20 protein-coding genes and 1 other RNA gene are annotated in these 20,122 nt (G+C 63.9%); 15 read left to right on the forward strand and 6 right to left on the reverse strand.

Going from position 1 to position 20,122, the window contains the following annotated elements:
* The first annotated feature begins 3 nt into the window (after nucleotides 1-3).
* From ubiD to ACQKPZ_RS14220, 3 genes are all read left to right on the forward strand, one after another.
* Nucleotides 4-1,470, forward strand: coding sequence for a 4-hydroxy-3-polyprenylbenzoate decarboxylase (gene ubiD / locus ACQKPZ_RS14210; RefSeq protein ID WP_016489755.1), 1,467 nt, complete (start codon nucleotides 4-6; stop codon nucleotides 1,468-1,470).
* Complete coding sequence (locus ACQKPZ_RS14215; RefSeq protein WP_427539036.1) at nucleotides 1,470-2,438, forward strand: CDP-6-deoxy-delta-3,4-glucoseen reductase; 969 nt, start codon at nucleotides 1,470-1,472, stop codon at nucleotides 2,436-2,438. Before ubiD ends, ACQKPZ_RS14215 begins: the two co-directional genes overlap by 1 nt.
* Before the next feature lie 246 nt (nucleotides 2,439-2,684).
* Entirely contained in the window at nucleotides 2,685-3,335 is a 651-nt protein-coding gene (locus tag ACQKPZ_RS14220; RefSeq protein WP_391130626.1) for a gamma-glutamylcyclotransferase, read from the forward strand.
* A gap of 112 nt (nucleotides 3,336-3,447) precedes the next feature.
* Here ACQKPZ_RS14220 and ACQKPZ_RS14225 read toward each other — a convergent pair whose 3' ends face one another.
* The gene (locus tag ACQKPZ_RS14225) at nucleotides 3,448-4,425 is read right to left on the reverse strand and encodes an NADPH:quinone oxidoreductase family protein (RefSeq protein WP_427539039.1); all 978 of its coding nucleotides are present in this window, start codon (nucleotides 4,423-4,425) and stop codon (nucleotides 3,448-3,450) included.
* A gap of 168 nt (nucleotides 4,426-4,593) precedes the next feature.
* Here ACQKPZ_RS14225 and ACQKPZ_RS14230 point away from each other — a divergent pair, with 168 nt between their 5' ends.
* Complete coding sequence (locus ACQKPZ_RS14230; RefSeq protein WP_016712618.1) at nucleotides 4,594-4,998, forward strand: flagellar basal body-associated protein FliL; 405 nt, start codon at nucleotides 4,594-4,596, stop codon at nucleotides 4,996-4,998.
* Nucleotides 4,999-5,164: 166 nt separating this feature from the next.
* On the opposite strand, the gene ACQKPZ_RS14235 is transcribed toward ACQKPZ_RS14230, so the two are convergent.
* Complete coding sequence (locus ACQKPZ_RS14235; protein WP_391130620.1) at nucleotides 5,165-5,614, reverse strand: EVE domain-containing protein; 450 nt, start codon at nucleotides 5,612-5,614, stop codon at nucleotides 5,165-5,167.
* Nucleotides 5,615-5,794: 180 nt separating this feature from the next.
* On the opposite strand from ACQKPZ_RS14235, the gene ACQKPZ_RS14240 reads away from it, so the two are divergent.
* Nucleotides 5,795-5,947, forward strand: a complete 153-nt coding sequence (locus ACQKPZ_RS14240; RefSeq protein WP_391130617.1) for a hypothetical protein — start codon at nucleotides 5,795-5,797, stop codon at nucleotides 5,945-5,947.
* An 18-nt stretch (nucleotides 5,948-5,965) separates the two neighbouring features.
* Here ACQKPZ_RS14240 and ACQKPZ_RS14245 read toward each other — a convergent pair whose 3' ends face one another.
* The 4 genes from ACQKPZ_RS14245 to ACQKPZ_RS14260 all read right to left on the reverse strand — a co-directional run bounded on the left by ACQKPZ_RS14245 (nucleotide 5,966) and on the right by ACQKPZ_RS14260 (nucleotide 7,358).
* A complete protein-coding gene (locus ACQKPZ_RS14245) occupies nucleotides 5,966-6,574 on the reverse strand; it encodes a 5-formyltetrahydrofolate cyclo-ligase (protein WP_427539042.1) in 609 nt (202 codons plus the stop codon).
* 87 nt (nucleotides 6,575-6,661) lie between these two features.
* A non-coding RNA gene (gene ssrS, locus ACQKPZ_RS14250) (6S RNA) lies at nucleotides 6,662-6,841 on the reverse strand.
* A gap of 17 nt (nucleotides 6,842-6,858) precedes the next feature.
* Nucleotides 6,859-7,179, reverse strand: coding sequence for a cell division protein ZapA (locus ACQKPZ_RS14255; RefSeq protein WP_284353039.1), 321 nt, complete (start codon nucleotides 7,177-7,179; stop codon nucleotides 6,859-6,861).
* Nucleotides 7,176-7,358 (reverse strand): TIGR02449 family protein, encoded by a 183-nt coding sequence (locus tag ACQKPZ_RS14260; protein WP_029886233.1) that lies wholly within the window; start codon nucleotides 7,356-7,358, stop codon nucleotides 7,176-7,178. Before ACQKPZ_RS14260 ends, ACQKPZ_RS14255 begins: the two co-directional genes overlap by 4 nt.
* 181 nt (nucleotides 7,359-7,539) lie before the next feature.
* Here ACQKPZ_RS14260 and ACQKPZ_RS14265 point away from each other — a divergent pair, with 181 nt between their 5' ends.
* The 10 genes from ACQKPZ_RS14265 to gcvP all read left to right on the forward strand — a co-directional run bounded on the left by ACQKPZ_RS14265 (nucleotide 7,540) and on the right by gcvP (nucleotide 20,052).
* Nucleotides 7,540-8,094: a YecA family protein gene (locus ACQKPZ_RS14265; protein ID WP_427539045.1), complete on the forward strand. Its 555-nt coding sequence runs from the start codon at nucleotides 7,540-7,542 to the stop codon at nucleotides 8,092-8,094.
* Nucleotides 8,095-8,115: 21 nt separating this feature from the next.
* The gene (gene pepP, locus ACQKPZ_RS14270; RefSeq protein WP_403194979.1) at nucleotides 8,116-9,450 is read left to right on the forward strand and encodes a Xaa-Pro aminopeptidase; all 1,335 of its coding nucleotides are present in this window, start codon (nucleotides 8,116-8,118) and stop codon (nucleotides 9,448-9,450) included.
* A complete protein-coding gene (gene ubiH, locus ACQKPZ_RS14275) occupies nucleotides 9,447-10,646 on the forward strand; it encodes a 2-octaprenyl-6-methoxyphenyl hydroxylase (protein ID WP_427539048.1) in 1,200 nt (399 codons plus the stop codon). Before pepP ends, ubiH begins: the two co-directional genes overlap by 4 nt.
* Nucleotides 10,643-11,125, forward strand: coding sequence for a DUF4442 domain-containing protein (locus tag ACQKPZ_RS14280; protein ID WP_427539051.1), 483 nt, complete (start codon nucleotides 10,643-10,645; stop codon nucleotides 11,123-11,125). The genes ubiH and ACQKPZ_RS14280 overlap by 4 nt, the downstream gene beginning before the upstream one ends.
* Nucleotides 11,126-11,134: 9 nt before the next feature.
* On the forward strand, nucleotides 11,135-12,352 hold the full coding sequence (locus ACQKPZ_RS14285; protein WP_427539053.1) for a 2-octaprenyl-3-methyl-6-methoxy-1,4-benzoquinol hydroxylase: 1,218 nt from the start codon (nucleotides 11,135-11,137) through the stop codon (nucleotides 12,350-12,352).
* Nucleotides 12,353-12,564: 212 nt separating this feature from the next.
* Nucleotides 12,565-13,566 (forward strand): extracellular solute-binding protein, encoded by a 1,002-nt coding sequence (locus ACQKPZ_RS14290; protein WP_427539056.1) that lies wholly within the window; start codon nucleotides 12,565-12,567, stop codon nucleotides 13,564-13,566.
* Nucleotides 13,567-13,719: 153 nt separating this feature from the next.
* Nucleotides 13,720-15,342 carry an ABC transporter permease gene (locus ACQKPZ_RS14295; RefSeq protein ID WP_427539059.1) on the forward strand — a complete coding sequence of 541 codons (1,623 nt, stop codon included), beginning with the start codon at nucleotides 13,720-13,722 and terminating at the stop codon, nucleotides 15,340-15,342.
* A 124-nt stretch (nucleotides 15,343-15,466) separates the two neighbouring features.
* Nucleotides 15,467-16,549, forward strand: a complete 1,083-nt coding sequence (gene gcvT / locus ACQKPZ_RS14300) for a glycine cleavage system aminomethyltransferase GcvT (RefSeq protein WP_427539062.1) — start codon at nucleotides 15,467-15,469, stop codon at nucleotides 16,547-16,549.
* A 51-nt stretch (nucleotides 16,550-16,600) separates the two neighbouring features.
* On the forward strand, nucleotides 16,601-16,984 hold the full coding sequence (gene gcvH / locus ACQKPZ_RS14305) for a glycine cleavage system protein GcvH (protein WP_427539065.1): 384 nt from the start codon (nucleotides 16,601-16,603) through the stop codon (nucleotides 16,982-16,984).
* Between the two features lie 194 nt (nucleotides 16,985-17,178).
* A complete protein-coding gene (gcvP, locus tag ACQKPZ_RS14310; RefSeq protein ID WP_427539068.1) occupies nucleotides 17,179-20,052 on the forward strand; it encodes an aminomethyl-transferring glycine dehydrogenase in 2,874 nt (957 codons plus the stop codon).
* The last annotated feature ends 70 nt before the right edge of the window (nucleotides 20,053-20,122 follow it).

A 20,122-nucleotide genomic window follows, 5' to 3' on the forward strand; every position in this document is an offset into this window, starting at 1 on the left:
TGCATGCAGTATCGCGACTTGCGCGACTTCATCCGTGGCCTGGAACAGCGCGGCGAGCTCAAGCGCATCCAGGTTCCGATCTCCCCCGTCCTGGAAATGACCGAGGTCTGCGACCGCACCCTGCGTGCCAAGGGCCCGGCGTTGCTGTTCGAAAAGCCCACCGGCTTTGACATCCCGGTGCTCGGCAACCTGTTCGGTACCCCGGAGCGCGTGGCCATGGGCATGGGCGCCGAATCGGTCGATGAACTGCGCGAAATCGGCAAGCTGCTGGCCTTTCTCAAGGAGCCGGAGCCGCCGAAGGGCCTGAAGGATGCCTGGTCCAAGCTGCCGATCTTCAAGAAGGTCGTGTCGATGGCGCCGAAGGTGGTCAAGGACGCGGTGTGCCAGGAGGTGGTGGTCGAGGGTGACGACGTCGACCTCGGCGCGCTGCCGATCCAGCACTGCTGGCCCGGTGACGTGGCGCCGCTGATTACCTGGGGCCTTACCGTTACCCGCGGCCCGAACAAGGACCGCCAGAACCTGGGCATCTACCGTCAGCAGGTGATCGGCCGCAACAAGGTCATCATGCGCTGGCTCAGCCACCGTGGCGGTGCCTTGGACTACCGTGAGTGGTGCGAGAAAAACCCTGGCCAGCCGTTCCCGGTGGCCGTGGCCCTGGGCGCTGACCCGGCGACCATTCTTGGTGCCGTGACCCCGGTGCCGGACACCCTCTCCGAATATGCCTTCGCCGGCCTGCTGCGTGGCAACCGCACCGAGCTGGTCAAGTGCCGTGGCAGCAACCTGCAAGTGCCAGCCACCGCCGAAATCATTCTGGAAGGGGTGATCCACCCGGGCGAAATGGCACCGGAAGGGCCATATGGCGACCACACCGGCTACTACAACGAAGTGGACAGCTTCCCGGTGTTCACCGTCGAGCGCATCACCCACCGGCAAAAGCCGATCTACCACAGCACCTACACTGGCCGGCCGCCAGATGAGCCGGCAATCCTGGGTGTGGCGCTGAACGAAGTGTTCGTGCCGATCCTGCAAAAGCAGTTCCCGGAAATCACCGATTTCTACCTGCCGCCGGAAGGCTGTTCGTACCGCATGGCCGTGGTTACCATGAAAAAGCAGTACCCGGGCCACGCCAAGCGCGTGATGCTGGGTGTGTGGTCGTTCCTGCGACAGTTCATGTACACCAAGTTCGTTATTGTCACCGATGACGATATCAACGCCCGCGATTGGAACGATGTGATCTGGGCCATCACCACGCGCATGGACCCCAAGCGTGATACGGTGATGATCGACAACACCCCGATCGATTACCTCGACTTCGCGTCGCCGGTTTCGGGGTTGGGGTCGAAGATGGGCCTGGATGCCACGCACAAGTGGCCGGGCGAGACTACACGCGAATGGGGACGGGTCATCGTCAAGGACGAAGCCGTCACCCGCCGTATCGATGAGCTGTGGGATCAGTTGGGAATAGATTGATGCAGGTAACGTTGCAGCCGTCCGGGGCGGTGCTGGCGCTCGAACCCGGGGAACGGATCCTGGATGGAGCGCGGCGGCTGGGCTATGACTGCCCGAACAGCTGCCGCAATGGCAATTGCCATGTCTGCGCCGCGTTGTTGGTTGAAGGCCGGGTACGCCAGGACGGCCAAGTCCGCGACCATGGCGAGTTGTTTACCTGCATTGCCGAACCGCTGGAGGACTGTGTGTTGCTCTGGGATGGTGTGCTCGCCCTGGGCGAGCTGCCGGTGCGCAAGATGGCGTGCAGCGTCAGCGAGTGCGTCGACGTCGGTGGCGACGTCTGGCGGGTGCGCTTGCGTGCGCCTGCCGGCAAGCTACCGCGCTATCACGCCGGGCAATACCTGATGATCGAGCGCGAGGGCGGCAAGCAGGCGGCCTTCTCGTTGGCCTCCGCACCCCATGCCGGGCGTGAGTTGGAGCTGCATGTGCTGGCGCGTGAGCCCAGTGCGCTGCAACTGATTGACCAACTCAAGCGTGACGGTTTGGCGCGCATCGAAATGCCCTTTGGCGACACCCACCTGGCCGAGCTGCCCGACGGCCCGCTGGTGCTGATCGCGGCGGGCACCGGCATGGGCCAGATGCACAGCCTGGTCGAACACTGCCGGGCCAAGGGCTTCAAGCACCCGGTGCACCTGTACTGGGGTGTGCGCCGGCCCGAGGACTTCTACCAGATCGAGCATTGGGACGAATGGCAGCGCCTGCCCAACCTGTTCCTGCATCAGGTAGTCAGCGACCTGTGTGGTTGGGAAGGCCGTTGCGGCATGCTGCATGAGGCGGTTTGCGAAGACATCGCCGACCTCAATACCGTGCATGTGTACGCCAGCGGTTCGCCAAACATGATCTACGCCACGCTCGATGCCCTGGTCGAAGCCGGAATGGATGCGCACCGAATGCGTGCGGATGTGTTTGCCTACGCACCACGCGGTTAATAACCGAAGTTTGAAAGCTTGAGTATAAGGCGGTAATTATTACCGCCTTGGCTAATAACTTTCACTGTTGCTGAAACAGTACTTCCCAATCGTCGGAACCTCGCATGAAACAATGCCGCGAGGGCTTGAGTATTTCCGCCTATTTGTCCTATGGTTACTGCAAGCGCCCGAGGCGCCGCGGTCTTGAGCCGCACGGTAATCGAATCGCGCTACATCCGTAGTTCACAGGGACAATGGCGGCAGCTTATGTCGGCACTCGAAAGTATGTCTTGGGAAGTTTCATACCCTCCGGCACTCGACTTTGGTCAGCAACACACGCGTGACCAGTTGTACAACTCCGTGAAAACGACGATGTCACGCCATCAGGGCGGGCCAGTGTGGCTGTTCGCCTATGGTTCGTTGATCTGGCGGCCTGAGTGCAACTCGGTGGAACGCCAGCGCGCGCGGGTACATGGTTATCACCGCGGTTTGTACCTGTGGTCGCATGAGCATCGTGGCACTCCGGAAACCCCGGGGCTGGTCTTCGGCCTGGACCGGGGTGGCTCTTGCAGCGGTTTTGCCTATCGGCTGGATGAAAGCAACCTGGATGACTCACTGATGGCCCTGTGGCAGCGGGAGATGCCGTACCCGGCCTACCGGCCGCACTGGCTCAGCTGCCGCCTTGGCGATGGCAGCAAGGTACAGGCCCTGGGCTTTGTGCTGGAGCGGCATTTGCCTTGCTATGCAGGGAACCTGCCGGATACCTTGCTTAGCCAGATCCTGGCCAGTGCCAAGGGGCGCTATGGCACCACGCGCGATTATGTTGAACAGACATTGAATGCCCTGCGCAGCCACCAGATGCCCGATCGCAACCTGGAGGCGAGGTTCCGCCGGTGCCATAACCTGCGTGAGGTTTGAGTTTTTGGGGCCGCTCTGCGGCCCATCGCGACACAAGGCCGCTCCTACAGGGAATCGCATAATCCTGTAGGAGCGGCCTTGTGTCGCGATGGGCTGCACAGCAGCCCCAAGATCAACGGGCCAGCACCACCAACTTGCCAACAGCCTGCCGCTGCCCCAGCTTTTCAATGGCAGCCCCAGCCTCAGCCAGTGGATAAGTCTGCGACACCAGCGGCTTCAACCTGCCTTCGGCATGCCAGGCAAACAGCTGCCTGAAGTTGGCCGCGTTATCTTCCGGCTGACGCTGTGCAAACGCCCCCCAGAACACCCCCAGCACCGCCGCGCCCTTGAGCAACACCAGGTTGGCCGCCAACTGCGGGATGATCCCACTGGCAAAGCCCACTACCAGCAGCCGGCCATTCCAGGCCAGCCCGCGCACCGCCTGCTCGAACAACTCGCCTCCGACCGGGTCGTAGATGACGTCCACACCCTGGCCACCGGTCAGCCGCTTGATCTCTTCGCGCAGGCTGGCCTGGCTATAGTCGATCAGCTCATCCGCCCCGGCCGCTTTGGCCACGGCCAGTTTCTCGGCACTGCTGGCCGCTGCAATCACCCGTGCGCCCATGGCTTTGCCGATTTCCACCGCCGCCAGGCCGACGCCACCGGAAGCGCCCAGCACCAGTAATGTTTCGCCCGCTTGCAGCTGGCCGCGTTGCCGCAAGGCATGCATGGACGTGCCGTAGGTCATGCCAAACGCGGCAGCGGTGGTAAAGTCCATGCTCGCCGGGATCGGCAGCACGTTGTAGAACGGCACCGCCACCTGCTCGGCGAACGCGCCCCAGCCGGTCAGCGCCATCACGCGGTCACCCACCTTGAACGCGCCGGCCTTTTCCCCGACTGCGGCCACCACGCCCGCGGCTTCGCCGCCAGGGGAAAACGGCAGCGGCGGCTGGAACTGGTACTTGCCTTCGATGATCAGGGTGTCGGGGAAGTTGACCCCGGCGGCCTGCACATCCAGCAGGATTTCGTTCTTCTTCGGCAGCGGGCTGGGCACGTCTTCCAGCACCAGGTTGCGCGCCGGGCCCAGGGTTTTGCACAACACAGCTTTCATCGGGCTATTCCTTTGCGGGTAGTGGCCGATAAGTGTAGGAGGGCCACCTGCCGGGTCAACGAGCATGGCCCGCCCTGATGTGGGGGCATAAGTGGCGGCACAAGCCCGGGCTTGGGTTTGTGCGGCATGCTGGTTAAGCTGGCGCCAACTGTAATGAGGAGCGAATTCGTGAAAGCGTGGATCTTGATGGTACTGGCGCTGCTGCTGCCGGCTGCGGCCATGGCCGAGGAAGCCAAGGAAGGGGCGCCCAAGGTCGCCTACATCAGCCTGAGCCCGCCCTTTGTCGGCAACTATGCCCTCGACGGCGGCCCACGGCTGCGCGTGTACAAGGCCGACGTGGCCCTGAGGGTGACGGGGGACGAAGCGGCCAAGGCAGTGCAGCACCACGAACCGCTGATTCGCAACCAGCTGGTGGCATTGTTCACCCAGCAGACGGTAGACAGCATGAGCAACGTCGAGGCCAAGGAGCACCTTCGCCAAGAGGCGCTGAAGCAGGTGCAGCAGGTGCTGGAAGCGGAAGAGGGCAAGCCGATTGTTGAGGACCTGCTGTTCAATAACCTGATTGTGCAGTAACCCGTCAACCTAGGTTAACGCGGTCCTTGTGGGAGCGGCCTTGTGTCGCGAAAGGGCCGCGCAGCGGCCCCAGGGATTTCGGCCACACCGCATAAATTGCCGGGGCTGCTCTGCAGCCCTTTCGCGACACAAGGCCGCTCCCACAAGGCCGCGTTATTCTGTTATTTCAGCGCAACGCCACAATCACCGCCCATTGCTCCGGCGTCACCGGCATCACCGACAGGCGGCTGCCTTTCTGCACCAGTGGCAACTCGGCCAGGCCGGACTGCTGCTTCAGCCAGCCCAGTTCAAGCACCCGTGGCAGGGTTTGCACATGGGCCACATCCACTGCGCTCCACGGGTTCTTCTCGGCCGTGGCCTTGGCATCGTAATAGTGGCTTTGCGGGTCCAGCGCGGTCGGGTCGGGGTAGGCTGCGCGAATGATTCGGGCAATGCCGGCGATGCCCGGTTGCGGGCAACTGGAGTGGTAGAAGAAAAATTCGTCGCCAACGCTCATGGCCCGCAGGAAATTACGCGCCTGATAGTTGCGCACGCCGTCCCAGCGCGCTTCGCCCAGGCGGCCGAGGGCTTCGATGGAGAGCTCGTCGGGCTCGGATTTCATCAGCCAGTAGGCCATGGATGCTGCTCCTGAAAAGGTTTGAAATAACCTGTTGCACGAAACCGACAGCCGGTTGGCGTCAAGGTTTGCGTGCGGACGCAGGTTGTCGGAAAATGCGCCCCGTTTAAAGCGCAATGCGCCGGCGGCACCCAGAAAGTCGCCGTGCACTGAACAGTTTGCCTTGGGGGGCAATCTTCCATGTATCAACGTAAAAAACCGGATCTGCTGTGGATCCTGGTGTTCATTTTTGGCCTGGGTGTGGTCACTACCGGTTATGCGCAGGGGTTCTGGGAGCGCAAGCTGGACAACGCCTATCAGATGCCGGCCGACGCCAGCCAGCCGCAACGTTGATGCCCCCTCTGGTGCTGCTCAACGCGGCGCCAGGTACCAGCCACGGTCCGAGACCGTCCCCTGCAGAGGTACATCCCAACTGGCCTGTGCCAGCCGTTCGACCTTCTGGCATTCATGGGCCAGCCCCATCAGTAAAGGCTTCTTCCAGGTTTTGCGACGCCCCTGGTAGGCCAGGCTGCGATCATAGAAACCGCCGCCCATACCCAAGCGCCCGCCCACTTCATCAAAACCGACCAGCGGCAGCAGGATAAGATCCAGCGCCCAGACTGGCCGTTGGCGCTTGCGGTCGGTGACCGGCTCGGGAATGCGAAAGCGGTTGGGCTTGAGCTTTTCACCCTGTTCGGAACGCTGGAACACCATGCGCGTGCGCGGCCAGGCGTGCAGCACGGGCAGGTAGGTGCGCTTGCCGCGGCGTTGGGCTTCGCGCATCAGCAGACAAGGGTCGATTTCACCGTCGTTGGGTAAATACAGGGCAATGTGCCGGGCGCGGCGGAACAGCGGGTTCTGCGCCAGCTGGCGGTACAGGCCAAGGGCTGCCTGGCGTTGCTGGGCAGGGCTGAGGGCGCGGCGGGCATTGCGAAGCAGGCGACGAAGCTGGGGGCGGGTGAGCGGCGCGGTGTCGGTCATGGCACGGGCGATCCCAGGAGTGCTGGCCAACTTCAAGGCGGTTGGCCAAAACGAATTGCCCGCCGGAACAGGCGGGCAAGAGAATTCAGGCTCCCCGATCAGACCGCTGTCGGTGTAGCCCTTGAACCCGAAAGTTCAAGGTGGAGATTGCAGGGGGCGTTAAGGCTTTCCGTCGGGCGGACATGCACACCGGCCCCAGCGTGCAACCCCCGTGGTTGTGCGTATCGGCTCAGGGACATAACCGACTGGCGCATCCACCAGGGAGTGGCGCCAGTATACCAATCTCAGCCGATTTTGGTATCCGTGTCGTCGGACAAAGCCTTGTCCACGCGATCCAGCAGGTCGCGTACCTGTTCGCGGTTGGTGCCGCTGACCGGGGCATCGGCGCGGTCTTCCTGGCGGTGCAGCATTTCGTGGGTAATGTTCAATGCCGCCATCACTGCGATGCGGTCGGCGCCGATCACCTTGCCGCTGCTGCGGATCTCGCGCATCTTGCCGTCCAGGTAGCGCGCAGCGCTGACCAGGTTGTTGCGCTCTTCCGGCGGGCAGATGATCGAGTATTCCTTGTCGAGGATCTGCACGGTGACGCTATTGCTTGAACTCATGAGTCTTGCTCCAGAGCCTTGAGGCGTAAAATCATCGACTCGACTTTGCGCTTGGCGATCTCGTTCTTTTCGATGAGGTGGGCGCGCTCTTCGCGCCAGGATTTTTCCTGAGCTACTAGGAGTGCATTTTGCCGTTTTAGTTGCTCGACGCGTTCGATCAGCAACTCGAATCGGCTCATCAGTGCCTGCAGGTCGTTCTCTTGCGTAGGTTGCACTCGATTCGCTCCGTCGTTGAGTCACCTGGCGATGATGCCTCTCCCTGGGTGCCGACGGCCAGTGCCGATGGTCTTGGCGCGCCTGCCGGTGCTAGGATACAAGGCCTCCATTCTAGTCATTGCGCCGTCTGGCGCCTAGCTGCCCATGCCCAATACCCAATCGCCTTACATTGCCTTCGCCATGCTGCTTTCGAGCAATGGCCACCCTGTCACCCCGGCCGAACTGCACGGCCTGCTGATCGGCCGCAGCTGCGCCGGCGCCGGCTTTGACGCCGACGGCTGGCTGGCCGATGCCGCCCAGCTGCTGGAAACCGAGCCCGGTGACACCGTACGCAACGCCCTGGTCGGCCTGCAGGAAATGGTCAAGGGCGAGCTCACCAGCGACGACATGGCCATTGTCCTGCTGCTGCCCACCGATGACGCCGCCCTGAGCGATCGCGCCACCGCGCTGGGCCAGTGGTGCCAAGGTTTCATCACCGGTTTCGGCCTGAATGCCGGCGGCAAGGACTTGTCCGACGAGGCCAAGGAGGTGCTGCAAGACCTGGTGGCCATTTCCCAGGTGCAGGAAGCGCTCGAAGAATCCGAAGACGGCGAGAGCGACTACATGGAAGTCATGGAATACCTGCGCGTGGCGCCTCTGTTGCTGTTCTCCGAGCTGGCCAAGCCGGCCGCACCCGCGCCCAAGCCATCGCTGCACTGATCAACCGGGGGTAGTCTGCCCATGAGCCACATTCCCAAGGGCGAGTATGCCCGTCGGCGCAAGGCGCTGATGGCGCAGATGGTCCCCAACAGCATCGCCATCCTGCCCGCCGCCGCGGTTGCCATCCGCAACCGCGACGTCGAGCACGTATACCGCCAGGACAGCGACTTCCAGTACCTCAGCGGCTTCCCGGAGCCCGAGGCGGTAATCGCCCTGATCCCCGGGCGCGAGCATGGCGAGTACGTGCTGTTCTGCCGCGAACGCAATCCCGAGCGCGAGCTGTGGGACGGCCTGCGCGCAGGCCAGGAAGGCGCGGTGCGCGACTTCGGCGCCGACGATGCCTTCCCCATCACCGATATCGACGAGATCCTGCCGGGCCTGATCGAAGGCCGCGAGCGGGTGTATAGCGCCATGGGCAGCAATGCCGAGTTCGACCGTCGGCTGATGGACTGGATCAACGTGATCCGCTCCAAGGCCCGTTTGGGCGCCCAGCCGCCGAACGAGTTCGTTGCGCTGGATCACCTGCTGCACGACATGCGCCTGTATAAATCGGCAGCAGAAGTGAAAGTGATGCGCGCGGCTGCGGACATTTCGGCGCGGGCCCATGTGCGGGCCATGCAGGCCTGCCGCGCCGGGCTGCACGAATACAGCCTGGAAGCCGAGCTGGACTACGAGTTCCGCAAGGGCGGCGCGAAGATGCCGGCTTATGGTTCGATCGTCGCGGCCGGGCGCAATGGCTGCATCCTGCACTATCAGCAGAACGACGCCCCGCTCAAGGATGGCGACCTGGTGCTGATCGACGCCGGCTGCGAAATCGACTGCTACGCCAGCGACATCACTCGCACCTTCCCGGTCAGCGGGCGCTTTTCGCCAGAGCAGAAGGCCATCTACGAGTTGGTGCTCAAGGCCCAGGCAGCGGCCTTTGCCGAAATCGCCCCGGGCAAGCACTGGAATCATGCCCATGAGGCGACCGTGAAGGTGATTACCGAAGGCCTGGTGGAACTGGGCCTGCTCACCGGCGAGGTGCAGGCGCTGATCGACAGCGAGGCCTATCGCGCCTTCTACATGCACCGTGCCGGGCACTGGCTGGGCATGGATGTACACGATGTGGGCGAGTACAAGGTGGGCGGCGAGTGGCGGGTGCTGGAGCCCGGCATGGCGCTGACCGTCGAACCGGGCATCTACATTGGTGCCGACAATCAGGCTGTGGCCAAAAAGTGGCGCGGCATTGGTGTAAGGATCGAGGACGACGTGGTGGTGACCCGGCAAGGTTGTGAAATCCTGACTTCAGGCGTGCCGCGCACGGTCGCCGAGATCGAGGCGCTGATGCAGGCCGCCCGCAAGGATGCGGCATGAACCGGGTAAACCTGGCGATCATCGGCGGTGGCCTGGTGGGTGCCAGCCTGGCGTTGGCCCTGCAGGCCGGGGCCAAGGCGCGTGGCTGGAAGATCCTGCTGATCGAGCCGTTCGCCCCTGGCGACAGCTTCCAGCCCAGCTACGATGCGCGCTCTTCGGCGTTGTCGTTCGGCACCCAGCAGATCTATCAGCAGTTGGGCCTGTGGCAGGCCATCGGTCGCCGCGCCGAACCGATCCGGCAAATTCATGTGTCCGACCGTGGCCGCTTTGGCGCCACCCGCCTGGATGCCCTGGAAGAGGGTGTGCCTGCGTTGGGCTACGTGGTGGAAAACGCCTGGTTGGGCCAATGCTTGTGGCAAGGGCTGGACAGTGAGGTAGTGAGCTGGCGCTGCCCGGCAGAAGTGACCTCGATGCAGGCGATCGAAGGTGGTTACCGCCTGCGCCTGAACGACGATACCCAGCTGGAGTGCGACCTGGCGGTACTGGCCGATGGCGGCCGCTCCGGCCTGCGCGAGCAACTGGGCATTCACGTGCGTCACACGCCTTACCAGCAGAGCGCGTTGATCGCCAACATCACCCCAGGTGAGGCCCACGGCGGCCAGGCGTTCGAGCGTTTCACCGAAGAAGGCCCCATGGCCCTGCTTCCGCTACCGGATAACCGCTGTGCACTGGTGTGGACCCGCCAGGGCATGGATGCGCGGCGCCTGGCCGACATCGACGAGCGCAGCTTCCTGCATGAGCTGCAGGGCGTGTTTGGCTATCGCCTGGGCGCGTTGCGCCAGGTCGGCGCACGGCACCTGTACCCGCTTTCGCTGATCGAGGCCCAGGAGCAGGTGCGGCCGCACCTGGTCGTACTGGGCAATGCCGCACATAGCCTGCACCCCATTGCCGGCCAGGGCTTCAACCTGTCGCTGCGCGATGTGCAGTCGCTGGCCGATGCGCTGCTGGCTGGCCCGCAGCAGCCCGGTGACCTGACCACGTTGCAGGCCTATCACCAGCGCCAGCGCCTGGACCAGGCCATGACCATCGGTTTTTCCGACCAGGTCACGCGGGTGTTCGGCAGCAACCAGCCGTTGCTGGCGGTCGGGCGCAATATCGGCCTGCTCGGGCTCGACCTGCTGCCGCCGGCCAAAAGCTGGTTCGCTCGCCAGGCCATGGGCCTGGGTACCCGTCCCGACATGCGGGGCCAGGCATGAGCAACCCGCGTAAACTGGCACGCCGTGCGCGCATGTTGCGCTGGATACTGAACCTCTACCCGCCGTACCTGGGCGCTGGCATCCGCGTGCAGTCCATCAGCCCGGACCTGCGCAGCATCAAGGTGGCGATGAAGCTGACCCGCTGGAACCGCAACTATGTTGGTACGCAGTTCGGTGGCAGCCTGTATTCGATGGTTGACCCGTTCTACATGTTGCTGCTGATCGAGCAGCTGGGCCGCGACTACATCGTCTGGGACAAGGCTGCCAGCATCGATTTCATTTCGCCGGGCAAAGGCCCGGTGTATGCCGAATTCCACGTCGATGACGCGCTGCTGGACGACATCCGCCAGCAGACCGCCACCGGCAAGAAGTGCCTGCCGCGTTTGCAGGTCGATATCCGCGACGGTGCCGGCGAGCTGGTGGCGCGGGTCGATAAAACCCTATACGTGCGGCTCAAGCCGCAAGCGAGGCTGGCGTAAGGCATGGAAATGCGCGCAGATCTGTTGATTGTCGGTGCCGGTATGGTCGGCAGCGCACTGGCCCTGGCGTTGCGCCACAGTGGCCTGCAAATCCTCTTGCTCGATGGCGGGCCGCTCACGGTCAAGCCATTCGATGCCCAGGCCCCGTTCGAGCCGCGTGTCAGCGCGCTGTCGGCGGCCAGCCAGCGCATCCTGGAGCGCCTTGGCGCCTGGGACGGTATTGCCCGGCGGCGTGCCACGCCGTACTCCGACATGCATGTGTGGGATGGCAGCGGCACCGGGCAGATTCACTTCTCGGCGGCCAGCGTGCATGCCCAGGTGCTCGGCCATATCGTCGAGAACCGGGTAGTGCAGGACGGCTTGCTGGAGCGCCTGCACGACAGTGGCATAGGCCTGTTGCCCAATGCCCGGCTGGAGCAGCTGCGTCGATCCGGCGATGAATGGCTGCTGACGCTGGCCGATGGCCGCCAGTTGCGTGCGCCGCTGGTGATCGCGGCCGATGGCGCCAATTCGGCCGTGCGCCGCCTGGCCGGTTGCGAGACCCGCGAGTGGGATTACCTTCACCATGCCATCGTCACCAGTGTGCGTTGCAGCGCCGGGCACCAGGCCACGGCCTGGCAGCGCTTCACCGATGAAGGGCCGTTGGCCTTCCTACCGTTGAGCCGCGATGGGCAGCAGGACTGGTGCTCGATTGTGTGGTCGACTACCCCGGAGCATGCCGAGCAGTTGATGGCGCTTGATGAAGCAGCCTTCCTGAAGGCTCTGGAGCGGGCGTTCGAAGGGCGCCTTGGCGATGTGTTGCAGGCCGACCCGCGGGTGTGTGTGCCGCTGCGCCAGCGCCACGCCAAGCGCTATGTGGACGAGGGTCTGGCGCTGATCGGCGACGCGGCCCACACCATTCACCCGCTGGCCGGGCAGGGCGTGAACCTGGGCTTCCTCGATGCCGCAGTGCTGGCCGAAGTGCTGGTCAATGCCTGCGAGCGTGGTGAACGGCTGGCAGATGCGAAAGTGTTGAGCCGTTACGAGCGGCGGCGCATGCCGCACAACCTGGCGCTGATGGCGGCAATGGAAGGCTTTGAGCGGTTGTTCCAGGCCAACCCGTTGCCGTTGCGCTGGTTGCGTAACAGCGGGTTGAAACTGGTGGAGCAGATGCCGGAGGCCAAGGCTGTGTTTGTGCGCCAGGCTCTCGGATTGACCGGGGACCTTCCGGATCTCGCCAAGGCCTGAGGTAACTGGAATCCTGTGGGAGCGGGCACGCCCGCGAACACCGGCAAAGCCGGTGCCATACACCGCGTCGCCTGTTTCGCGGGCATGCCCGCTCCCACAGGAACCTTACGGCTGTTAACCCTCTGCAACATCCGGTAACGGCTCAAAGGATGAGCCAGAAAATGGGATTCACTACCATTTGCACCTCTCAAACGATCCGAGGAGTGCTTCACATGTTGCCACGCAAGCCCCTACTGGCCGCCCTGGCCCTGACCCTGTTCGGCGGCACCGCCCAGGCGGCGGACGAAGTGGTGGTGTACTCCTCGCGCATCGACGAGCTGATCAAGCCGGTGTTCGATGCCTATACCGCCAAGACCGGGGTCAAGATCAAGTTCATCACCGACAAGGAAGCCCCGCTGATGCAGCGCATCAAGGCCGAGGGCGACAACGGCGTGGCCGACCTGCTGCTGACCGTCGACGCCGGCAACCTCTGGCAGGCCGAGCAGATGGGCATCCTGCAGCCGATCAAGTCCGACATCATCGACCAGAACATCCCGTCGCAGTACCGCGCCTCGTCGCATGACTGGACCGGCCTGAGCCTGCGCGCGCGCACCATCATCTACTCCACCGAGCGGGTCAAACCCGAAGAGCTGAGCACCTACGAAGCCCTGGCCGACAAACAGTGGGAAGGCCGCCTGTGCCTGCGCACGGCGAAGAAGGTGTACAACCAGTCGCTTACCGCCACCCTGATCGAAACCCATGGCGAGGCCAAGACCGAGCAAATCGTCAAAGGCTGGGTCAACAACCTGTCCACCGACGTGTTCTCTGACGACAACGCGGTGATCCAGGCCATCGAGGCCGGCCAGTGCGACGTGGGCGTGGTCAACACCTACTACTACGGCCGCCTGCACAAGCAGAACCCGAACCTGCCGGTGAAGATTTTCTGGCCAAACCAGGGTGACCGTGGCGTGCACGTGAACCTGTCGGGCATTGGCCTGACCAAGCACGCACCGCACCCGGAAGCGGCGAAAAAGCTGGTGGAATGGATGACCGGTGAAGAGGCGCAGAAGCTGTTCGCCGACATCAACCAGGAATTCCCGGCCAACCCGAGGGTGAAACCTTCGGAGGAAGTGGCGGCGTGGGGCAGCTTCAAGGCCGACACCATTCCAGTGGAAATTGCCGGCAAGCGCCAGGCTGAAGCCATCCGCCTGATGGATCGGGCTGGCTACAACTGAGTTCGACCTTTTATCCTTTGCGAGGGCTTTGCCCTCGGTCGCGACACAAGGCCGCTCCTACAGGAAAATGCAGTACCTGTAGGAGCGGCCTTGTGTCGCGATGGGCCGCAGAGCGGCCCCAATGGCTGTGCTTGAATCGAAGGGAAATGTAACTTGCCTCACACCCCCCAACGCCGCTGGTACCTCCCGGTCTCCCTGATCGCCGCCCTGGTCCTCCTGCCCCTGAGCGTGTTGCTGTTGTCCTGGCAGTCGATCGACACGCAGATCTGGTCGCACCTGCTCGACACCCAGATGAGCCGCCTGCTCAGCAATACCCTGACCCTGGTGGTGGGCGTCGGCATCGGTGTCACCGTGCTGGGGGTCAGTCTCGCCTGGCTCACCAGCCTCTGCGAGTTCCCTGGCCGACGCTGGCTGGACTGGGCGCTGATGTTGCCGTTCGCCATCCCGGCCTACGTACTGGCGTTTGTCTTCGTCGGCCTGCTGGACTTCGCCGGCCCGGTGCAAAGTGCCCTGCGCGAAGTGTTCGGGCCCATGCGCCTGCCGCGGGTGCGCTCCACCGGTGGGGTGATCATCGTCCTGGTGCTGGTGTTCTACCCCTACGTCTACTTGCTGGCGCGCACGGCCTTCCTGGCCCAGGGCAAGGGCCTGATGGAGGCAGCGCGGGTACTCGGGCTGTCACCCTTGCAAGCATTCTGGCGTGTGGCCCTGCCCATGGCGCGGCCTGCGATCGGTGCCGGTATCGCCTTGGCCCTGATGGAAACCCTGGCCGACTTCGGCGCGGTGGCGGTGTTCAACTTCGACACGTTCACCACCGCCATCTACAAGACCTGGTACGGCTTCTTCAGCCTGTCCAGTGCCGCCCAGCTGGCCAGCCTGCTGTTGCTGGCGGTGATGCTGGTGCTGTACGGCGAGCGCCGTGCCCGGGGGGCCAGCCGCAGCGGCAACGAGCGGCCGCGGGGGCAGGCGTTATACCACCTGCGCGGGGTCAAGGCACTGTTGGCCAGCGGTTGGTGCCTGCTGGTGTTTGCCTGCGCCTTCGTCATCCCGCTGCTGCAGTTGCTGGCGTGGTTCTGGCAACGCGGTCGGCACGACCTGGACGAGCGTTATGTCGGCCTGGTGCTGCACACCTTGTACCTGGGTGGCATGGCGGCGCTGGTCACCGTGTGCGTGGCGCTGCTGCTGGCCTTTGCCCGGCGCCAGGCGCCGACCGGCGCGATCCGTGCCGGTGTCGGGCTAGCCAACCTGGGCTATGCGTTGCCAGGCTCGGTGCTGGCGGTGGCAATCATGCTGGCCTTCAGCTACCTCGATAACCAGCTGGTCATCCCGCTGTCCAGCTGGTTGGGTGGGGCAGGCAAGCCGCTGCTGCTGGGCAGCCTCTCGGCGTTGCTGCTGGCCTACCTGGTGCGCTTCATCGCGGTGGCCTATGGGCCGTTGGAGAACTGCCTGGAGCGTATCCGCCCGTCACTGCCCGAGGCTTCCCGCAGCCTGGGTGTCGGTGGCGCGAGATTGTTTTTCAAGGTGTATCTGCCGCTGCTGGTGCCCGGCGCCCTGAGCGCTGCGTTGCTGGTGTTTGTCGACGTGCTCAAGGAAATGCCGGCCACCTTGCTGATGCGACCGTTCGGCTGGGACACCCTGGCGGTCCGGGTGTTCGAGATGACCAGCGAGGGCGAATGGGCGCGCGCATCGCTGCCAGCGTTGACGCTGGTGCTGGTGGGGTTGCTGCCGGTCATCGGCCTGATCCGCCGTTCGGCACGTCGGCCCGGTCACAGTGACTGAGGGTGCCAGCTTGCCACCTTGCGGCTACAATGCGCGGCATTCGCGCGACGGGTGTTAAACAAGAAGAGCTGACGAGCAACGTCATCGACCGCCGCCGCTTCGCCACGCCCGGAAGGAGAAACCCATGGGACAGCGCACGCTTTTGTACGACTTGCACCTGGCGCTAGGCGCCAAGACGGTCGATTTCGGTGGCTGGGACATGCCCCTGCACTATGGCTCGCAGGTCGAGGAGCACCATCAGGTGCGCAGCGACTGCGGCGTTTTCGATGTTTCCCACATGACCGTGATCGACGTCGAGGGCACCGATGCCTGCGTTTGGCTACAGCGCTTGCTGGCCAACGACGTGGCCCGCCTCGACGACGTCGGCAAGGCACTGTACAGCCCGCTGCTGCACGCGCAGGGTGGGGTGATCGACGACTTGCTGGCCTACCGCACAGAAGGCGGCTACCGCCTGGTTACCAATGCTGCCACCCGGGCCAAGGTGCTTGACTGGCTACAGCAGCAGCGGGCCGGTTTCGCCGTGGGCTTCCAGCCCCGCCCCGACCTTGCCATCCTTGCCATTCAGGGGCCACATGCCCGCGAGAAGGTTGCGGCCCTGCTCAGCCCCGCACGCGCTGCGCTGATCCGCGAGTTGCGCCCGTTCGAGGGCGTCAGCGAAGGCGACTGGTTCATTGCCCGCACGGGCTATACCGGCGAAGACGGCCTGGAAATCATCTTCCCGGGTGAGCAGGCCGTAGCCTTTTTCAACGACCTGGTTGGCGCGGGCATCGCGCCCAGCGGCCTTGGCGCCCGCGATACCCTGCGGCTGGAAGCCGGCATGAACCTGTACGGTCAGGATATCGATGAAGCCCACACGCCGTTGACGTCCAACCTGGGCTGGAGCATCGCCTGGGAGCCGGCTGAGCGCGACTTCATCGGCCGCGCCGGCCTGCTGGCGGAAATCGAGAACGGCGTGCAGGAAAAACTGGTCGGCCTGGTGCTGGAGGAGCGCGGCGTATTGCGTGCCCATCAGGTGGTGCGTGTATCAGGCATTGGCGAAGGGGAGATCACCAGTGGTAGTTTCTCTCCTACGCTGAGCAAGTCCATTGCGCTGGCGCGCGTACCCATGGCTACCGGTGACAGGGCCGAGGTGGAAATCCGCGGCAAGTGGTACCCGGTGCGGGTGGTCAAACCGACCTTCGTGCGCCACGGCAAGATTTTGATCTGAACAAATTTTAACCGGCGGGCGTACCGCTGAGCCAATCGAGGAATTCAAGACATGAGCAATATCCCCGCCGATCTGCGTTTTGCCGAAAGCCATGAATGGGCTCGCCTGGAAGCCGACGGCACTGTGACCGTAGGCATCAGCGACCACGCCCAGCAAGCCCTGGGTGACGTGGTATTCGTTGAACTGGCCGAAGTTGGCAAGGTGTTTGGCGCTGGCGACGCAGCCGGTGTGGTCGAGTCGGTCAAGGCCGCTTCGGACATCTATGCGCCGGTTGGTGGCGAAGTGATCGCGGTGAACGAAGAGCTGGCTGACAGCCCGGAGCTGCTTAACGAAGAACCTTATGAATCGTGGATCTTCAAGCTCAAGCCAAGCGACAAGGCCGAGCTGGACAAGCTGCTGGATGCTGCTGCCTACAAGGCTGCGATCGGCGAATAAGACCGCGTCGCCTGCTTCGCGGGCACGCCCGCTCCCACAGGGATAGCGCCAGCTTTGGGCCTGTGCTTGACCTGTGGGAGCGGGCATGCCCGCGAAGAGGCCGGTACAGGCAAAGCAAGATTCCCCGCAGAATCGGCAATCCTTCCTAGACTTATAAGTCTCCATGAGACCCGGTCTAGGAAGAGAGCGTCGTCATGTCCCAGTCGCCATCCCTGCATCAACTGCAAGAGCTCAACCCTTTCCTGCGTCGCCACCTGGGCCCGGATGCTTCCGAGCAACAGGCCATGCTCAACGTGCTGGGTGTCGCCAGCCGCAGCGAGCTGATCGAGCAGACCGTTCCCCCCGACATCCGCCTCAATCGCGCCCTCGACCTGCCGCCAGCGCTGGACGAGCAGGCTGCCCTGGCCAAGCTGGCCGGTTACGCCGAACAGAACCAGGTGTGGACCAGCCTGATCGGCATGGGCTACCACGGCACCATCACGCCCACGGTCATCCTGCGCAACGTGCTGGAAAACCCCGGTTGGTACACCGCCTACACGCCGTACCAACCCGAAATCGCCCAAGGCCGGCTGGAGGCGCTGCTGAACTTCCAGCAGATGGTCATCGACCTCACCGGGCTGGCGTTGGCCAATGCGTCGCTGCTCGATGAAGCAACCGCCGCCGCCGAAGCAATGGCCCTGGCCAAGCGGGTGGCGCGCAACAAGAGCAACGCCTTCTTTGCCGACGAGCACTGTCACCCGCAGACCCTGTCGGTGCTGAAGACCCGCGCCGAGGGCTTTGGCTTCGAGCTGATCGTCGACACGGTGGCTAACCTTGGCAAGCACTCGGTATTTGGCGCTTTGCTGCAATATCCCGACACCCACGGCGAGGTGCGCGACCTGCGCCCTCTGATCGACCAGTTGCATGGCCAGCAGGCACTGGCCTGCGTGGCAGCCGACCTGCTCAGCCTGGTAGTGCTGACGCCGCCTGGCGAACTGGGCGCCGATGTGGTGCTGGGCTCTACCCAGCGCTTTGGCGTGCCGATGGGCTACGGCGGCCCCCACGCGGCCTATTTCGCCTGTCGCGACGACTACAAGCGGGCCATGCCTGGGCGCATCATTGGTGTGTCGCGTGATGCCCGTGGCAACACGGCGCTGCGCATGGCCTTGCAGACCCGTGAGCAGCATATCCGCCGCGAGAAGGCCAACTCCAACATTTGTACGGCCCAGGTTCTGCTGGCCAACATTGCTGGCTTCTACGCGGTGTACCACGGCCCGGAGGGCCTGCAACGCATCGCCCAGCGGGTGCAACGGCTGACCTTCATTCTGGCTGCCGGGCTTGAGGCCAAAGGCATCAAACGCATCAACCAGCATTTTTTCGACACCCTCACGCTGGATGTGGGGGGCACCCAGGCGGCCATCATCGAAAGCGCCGAAGCTGCACAGGTCAACTTGCGCATTCTCGGGCGCGGGCATTTGGGCGTGAGCCTGGACGAGACGTGCAGCGAGCACACGGTGCTGCGGTTGTTCGACATCTTCCTGGGGGTCGATCACGGGTTGGATATCGCCACGCTGGACCAGTTGGCCCTGCCTGAGGGCATCCCGGCCAACCTAGTGCGGCGTTCGCCCATCCTCGCTCACCCGGTGTTCAACCTGCACCACAGCGAAACCGAAATGCTGCGCTACCTCAAGCAGCTGGAGAACAAGGACCTGGCCCTGAACCAGTCGATGATCCCACTGGGCTCCTGCACCATGAAGCTCAACGCCACCAGCGAGATGATCCCCATCACCTGGCCCGGTTTTGCCCAGCTACACCCGTTTGTCCCGGCGAGCCAGGCCACCGGCTACAAGGCGATGATCGACGAACTGGAACGCTGGTTGTGCGCGATTACCGGCTTCGACGCCATTTGCATGCAGCCCAACTCCGGCGCGCAGGGCGAATATGCTGGCCTGATGGCAATTACCCGTTATCACCGCAGCCGCCACCAGCCAGCGCGTACGCTGTGCCTGATCCCGTCGTCAGCCCATGGCACCAACCCGGCTTCAGCGCAGATGGCGGGCATGGACGTGGTGATCGTCGATTGCGATGACGATGGCAACGTCGACCTGGCCGACCTCAAGCGCAAGGCCCACGCGGCCGGGGAGCGCTTGTCGTGCCTGATGGTCACTTACCCGTCGACCCACGGCGTGTACGAAGAAGGGATCCGCGAAATCTGCGAGGTGGTGCACCAGCATGGCGGCCAGGTGTACATGGACGGTGCCAACCTCAATGCCCAGGTGGGCCTGGCCCGCCCGGCGGACATGGGGGCCGATGTCTCCCACATGAACCTGCACAAGACTTTCTGCATTCCTCACGGTGGCGGCGGCCCGGGCATGGGGCCGATCGGCATTCGTGCGCACCTTAAACCGTTCGTCGCCAGCCACCCGGTAGTCCCGGTGCCTGGCCTGGACCCGAACAACAGTGCGGTCAGTGCCGCGCCGTGGGGCAGCGCGAGCATTTTGCCGATCAGCTGGATGTACATCGCCATGATGGGGCCGCAGCTGGCCGACGCCAGCGAGGTGGCGATCCTTTCGGCCAACTACCTGGCCAGCCAGTTGGGTGGCGCCTTTGCGGTGCTGTACCGCGGGCGCAACCAGCGGGTGGCGCACGAGTGCATCTTCGACCTGCGGCCGTTGAAAGCGCAGACCGGCATCAGCGAAGAGGATGTGGCCAAGCGCCTGATGGACTATGGCTTCCATGCCCCGACCATGTCATTCCCGGTGCCGGGCACGCTGATGGTGGAGCCGACCGAGAGCGAGTCGAAGGCCGAGCTGGACCGGTTTGTCGAGGCAATGCTGGCGATTCGTGCGGAGATTGCCGAGGTGCAGGAGGGCAACTGGCCGGCGGAGAACAACCCGCTCAAGCATGCGCCGCATACGCTGGAGGATGTGCTGGGGGTTTGGGATCGGCCCTATAGCCAGGCGCAGGCGGTGGCGCCCAGTACACACGTGCGCCAGCACAAATACTGGCCGGCGGTGAACCGGGTCGACAACGTGTATGGGGACAGGAACCTGTTCTGTTCGTGTGTACCGGTGGAGGCTTATCGCTGATAACAGGGGCCGCTTTGCGGCCCATCGCGACACAAGGCCGCTCCTACAAGGGAACGCGATCCCCTGTAGG

The organism is Pseudomonas sp. NPDC089547, assembly GCF_050280665.1.
GTDB lineage: Bacteria > Pseudomonadota > Gammaproteobacteria > Pseudomonadales > Pseudomonadaceae > Aquipseudomonas.